This is a genomic window from Pararobbsia silviterrae, from assembly GCF_003628125.1.
GTDB classification, from domain to species: Bacteria; Pseudomonadota; Gammaproteobacteria; order Burkholderiales; family Burkholderiaceae; genus Pararobbsia; species Pararobbsia silviterrae.
Map to the genome: position 1 here is coordinate 1 of NZ_RBZU01000025.1, position 1,114 is coordinate 1,114.

Consider the following 1,114-nt stretch of genomic DNA (forward strand, 5'->3'; position numbering starts at 1 on the left):
CAGATAACGCTCCCAGCTTTACTGCCCGCTTCGTGTCCCGCTTTGCGAAGCGCCTCGTTGCGTAACGAGGAGGCGAATCTTAGTCCCTTCATTCGCTCATGACAAGCATGTGATGCAATTTATTTTGACCGCCGCATTCTTCCGAACATTGGGTAATCGAGCGGATCGATTGAATCGTCGAATCGGCACACGCTTCGCGCGCGCCAAGGCGCATCATGACCCCCTCTTAAAAACAGTGCGTTGATGGCATGTCCGGCGACAACAAGCCCACCCTCGATATTCAGGCGGCACCCCGTTCGGTAATCGCGACGCTCGAAGCCGATGCAGCCGCGTCGCCGCTCGACGCGACGATCCAGCGCGCACTCGCGGATGCCTACGATGCCGCCGGCGATCGCCTGCGCGCCGCCGCCGCGCGCGTCGCCGAGCGCGCGCTGTCGGAACGCAACGCGCTCGCGCTCTACAACCTCGCGACCGCGTATATGCATCAGGCGCAGCTCGCCGAAGCCGAGCGCTGGTATCGCGTGACGCTCGCGCTCGATCCGGAACTGGCGATCGCGCATCAAAACATCGCGTCGCTCCTTCGCGAACGCGGCGAGCTCGACGCCGCCGCCGACCATCTGCGACGCGCCTACTCGAAACAAGCGGTGTATATCGAGCCGGGCGACGCACGTGCGCCGCGCGTTCTGCTCGCGTGCGCGGCGGGTATCGGAAACGTGCCGGTCAAGCATCTGATGCCCGCGCGCCGGTACACGCAGATTCGGTACTTCGTCGAATACGCGAGCGAGCATGAACTCGCCGCGCTGCCCGAGCACGATCTCGTGTTCAACGTCATCGGCGATCCCGACGTCGTTCATTCGGATGACGCGCGACTCCAAGCGCTGATTTCGCGTACGTCGCGCACGATCCTCAATGCACCGTCGAAGATTGCGCTCACGCGCAGAGACCGGCTCCCCGAAAGACTCGCGGGAATCGCGGGTGCGCTCGTGCCCGTCACGCGCCGAGTCGAGCACGCGACGTGGGTCGACGAGTCGCATGCCACGGGTGCGGGTGCGGGTGCGGGTGCGGGTGCGGGTGCGGGTGCGGGTGCGGGTGCGGGTGCGGGTGCGGGTGCGGG

At 65.4% G+C, this 1,114-nt stretch carries 1 pseudogene; it reads left to right on the plus strand.

The annotated features are described in order from the left end of the window. Nucleotides 1-248: 248 nt before the first annotated feature. A pseudogene (locus D7S86_RS29710) lies at nucleotides 249-1,114 on the plus strand (tetratricopeptide repeat protein); the annotation flags it as partial.